At 62.8% G+C, this 2,919-nt stretch carries 4 protein-coding genes; 2 read left to right on the forward strand and 2 right to left on the reverse strand.

The features are described 5' to 3' along the window. On the reverse strand, positions 1-1,167 hold a 1,167-nt coding region (locus VFW93_RS10745; RefSeq protein ID WP_329693994.1), incomplete at its 3' end, for an Orn/Lys/Arg decarboxylase N-terminal domain-containing protein. Positions 1,168-1,358: 191 nt separating this feature from the next. On the opposite strand from VFW93_RS10745, the gene VFW93_RS10750 reads away from it, so the two are divergent. Both VFW93_RS10750 and VFW93_RS10755 read left to right on the forward strand, forming a co-directional pair. Further along, a complete protein-coding gene (locus VFW93_RS10750; protein ID WP_329693995.1) occupies positions 1,359-1,790 on the forward strand; it encodes an NfeD family protein in 432 nt (143 codons plus the stop codon). A 21-nt stretch (positions 1,791-1,811) separates the two neighbouring features. Next, positions 1,812-2,210 carry a DUF2237 domain-containing protein gene (locus VFW93_RS10755; RefSeq protein WP_329693996.1) on the forward strand — a complete coding sequence of 133 codons (399 nt, stop codon included), beginning with the start codon at positions 1,812-1,814 and terminating at the stop codon, positions 2,208-2,210. A 20-nt stretch (positions 2,211-2,230) separates the two neighbouring features. On the opposite strand, the gene def is transcribed toward VFW93_RS10755, so the two are convergent. Further along, a complete protein-coding gene (gene def / locus VFW93_RS10760) occupies positions 2,231-2,767 on the reverse strand; it encodes a peptide deformylase (RefSeq protein ID WP_329693997.1) in 537 nt (178 codons plus the stop codon). Positions 2,768-2,919 lie beyond the last annotated feature (152 nt).

The following is a 2,919-nucleotide window of genomic DNA, read 5'->3' on the forward strand; positions in this document are numbered from 1 at the left end:
CACGGCCTCCTTCGGACGCACGCGCCCCTTGCCCATGGCGTGGTACATGCCATAGAACTTGTGGAAGGCAGCGTGCGGCAGCCAGGCCTCGTCAAAGTGCAGGTTGTCGATCCAGCCATCCAGCGTGGCCTTGATGGCCTCGGTGTTGTAGAGCACGCCGTCATAGGTGCTCTGCGTGAGCGTCATGATGCGCGGCTTGGCCTTCTTGGGGTCCACGCCCTTGAGCAGGGGGTTGGCGGCGATCTTCTTGCGGATGGTGGCCGGCTCGAACTCGCTCTTGGGAATGGGGCCGATGATGCCGTAGTGGTTGCGCGTGGGCGTCATGAACACGGGGATGGCCCCGGTCATGATGATGCTATGCAGGATGGACTTGTGGCAGTTGCGGTCCACCACGACGATGTCGCCGGGTGCCACCGTGTGGTGCCACACCATCTTGTTGGAGGTGGACGTGCCGTTGGTGACGAAGAAACAGTGGTCGGCGTTGAAGATGCGTGCGGCATTCTTCTCGGATTCGTACACCGGGCCGGTGTGGTCCAGCAACTGGCCGAGTTCTTCCACGGCGTTGCAGACGTCGGCGCGCAGCATGTTCTCGCCGTAGAACTGGTGGAACATCTGGCCGACGGGGCTCTTGAGGAAGGCCACGCCGCCGGAGTGTCCGGGGCAGTGCCAGGAGTAGGAACCGTCCTGGGCGTAGTCCATCAGCGCCTTGAAGAAGGGGGGTGCCAGGCCATCGAGGTAGCTCTTGGCTTCACGGATGATGTGACGCGCCACGAACTCGGGCGTGTCCTCGAACATGTGGATGAAGCCGTGCAGCTCGCGCAGGATGTCGTTGGGAATGTGCTCGGACGTACGCGTTTCGCCGTACAGGTAGATGGGGATGTCCGCGTTCTTGAAGCGGATCTGCTCGATGAACTTGCGCAGGTTCAGCACGGCGGGGTCCAGTTCGGGCCCCGGCGTGAACTCTTCGTCGTCGATCGACAGGATGAAGGCGCTGGCGCGGCTTTGTTGCTGGGCAAACTGGGCCAGGTCTCCGTAGCTGGTCACGCCCAGGACTTCGAATCCCTCTTTCTCGATGGCCTCAGCCAAGGCACGGATACCGAGACCGGAGGTGTTCTCGGAGCGGTAGTCTTCGTCGATGATGACAATCGGAAAGCGGAAACGCAGCATGGCCAGCAGTACCTTTGAGGTGCGAAACAGGAGCGGGAATTCGAAAAGTCCGCGAAAAGTCCGCGCAGTTTAGGGGCTATGAACCCCTATTTGTTTGATCTGGGGGACAAGTTTTCCTTGAAAACCCCCTGTCTGTGGCCAGGCATCCGTTTTCAGACGTAAACTTCTCCATCGAAAGGGGGTGCACGCCCATGAGCGAGTCGACTCTTTGGTGGATTGTGGCGGCCTTTTTCGTCAGCCTCGAACTGCTGTCTGGTTCGCTGTACCTGCTGATACTGGCCTTTGGCGCGGCCGGTGCCGCGCTGTGCGCCCTTCTAGGCCAATCCCAAGACGTTCAATTCATCGTTGCGGCCGTTGTAGGCGGTGGAGGCGTACTGTTCTGGCACCGCCAGTTGCTCAAGCGCGGCCCCATCGACACCGAAGGCTACACGACGACTGGTCTTGGCCAACTGGATGTGGGCGAGGAAGTCTCCGTCGCGGGCTGGGCACCGGACGGCACGGCGCAGGTTGTCTACCGTGGCAGTGCCTGGATGGCCCGCCACCACGGCCCGCACGTTCCCCAGACGGGCCCCCACCGCATCCGAGCCATCGAGAACTGCTATCTCGTGCTCGAACCGCTCTGAACAAGCACACGAACCAACATCATGGGCGTAGAACTGACCTCCGGACGCAATGTGCTGGGAGGCCCATTGCGCGCCTGCTCCTTCGACCCTCTGACCGGCTTTTTCCGGGATGGCTGCTGCCGCACGCGTGGCGAAGATGAAGGTCAGCACGTGATCTGCGCACGCGTGACCCAGGAGTTCCTGAGCTACTCCCTGAGTCGCGGCAATGACCTGATCACACCCCGCCCTGACTGGCGTTTTACGGGCCTGAAGCCCGGCGATCGCTGGTGCCTGTGTGCCGCCCGCTGGCTGGAAGCCTGGAAGGCCGGTGTCGCGCCGCCTGTCGTGCTGGAGAGCACCCACGAAAAGGCCCTGGAGGTCGTCCCGCTGGACGTGCTGCAAGCCTACGCCTACCAGCCGGTGCGGCCGGACAGCGTCTAGCGCAGCGTGCCGACCTGGCTTCAATCGTCCTGTTGGGCTTCCAGCTCGGGAAACAGCACGGACGTGTAACCAAACTGCCTGAAATCCCGCACCCGCATCGGGTAGAGCTTGCCGATCAGGTGATCGCACTCGTGCTGCACCACCCTGGCGTGAAAGCCTTCCGCTTCGCGGTCGATGAGCTGGCCGAACTGGTCGAAGCCCTGGTAGCGAATCCGGGCAAAGCGCGGCACCACGCCCCGCAAGCCGGGAACAGACAGGCAGCCTTCCCAGCCGTTTTCTTCTTCGTTCGACAGCGCCGTGATGACCGGGTTGATCAGCACGGTTTCCGGCACGGGGGGCGCATCGGGATAGCGCAGGCTGCGACCAAAACCGAAGATCACCACCGACAGGTCCACACCGATCTGCGGCGCAGCCAGACCGGCGCCCTGCGCATGGGCCATGGTGTCCTTGAGATCCTGGATCAGGGCATGCAGCTCAGGCGTGTCAAAGGCCTGAACGGGCTCAGCGACCTTGAGCAGGCGGGGATCGCCCATCTTCAGGATCTCGCGGATGGCCATGGCTCGGACCCCTCAGTTTGGATCGGATGTGTCGGATTCGGGCGCTGCCGGCGTATCGGCGGGTGCAGCCTGAGCCAGCAAGGCCAGCAGACCGGCCTCGTCCAGTACGGGTACGCCCAGGCTCTGGGCCTTGTCGAGCTTGCTGCCGGCCT

It is taken from the genome of Aquabacterium sp. (assembly GCF_036279675.1).
GTDB lineage: Bacteria > Pseudomonadota > Gammaproteobacteria > Burkholderiales > Burkholderiaceae_C > Aquabacterium.

Excerpts from the sequence above, each read along its gene's own strand:
- VFW93_RS10750 (WP_329693995.1), top strand. The coding sequence starts at position 1,359 with ATGAGCGAGTCGACTCTTTGGTGGATTGTGGCGGCCTTTTTCGTCAGC.
- VFW93_RS10755 (WP_329693996.1), top strand. The coding sequence starts at position 1,812 with ATGGGCGTAGAACTGACCTCCGGACGCAATGTGCTGGGAGGCCCATTG.
- def (WP_329693997.1), bottom strand. The coding sequence starts at position 2,767 with ATGGCCATCCGCGAGATCCTGAAGATGGGCGATCCCCGCCTGCTCAAG.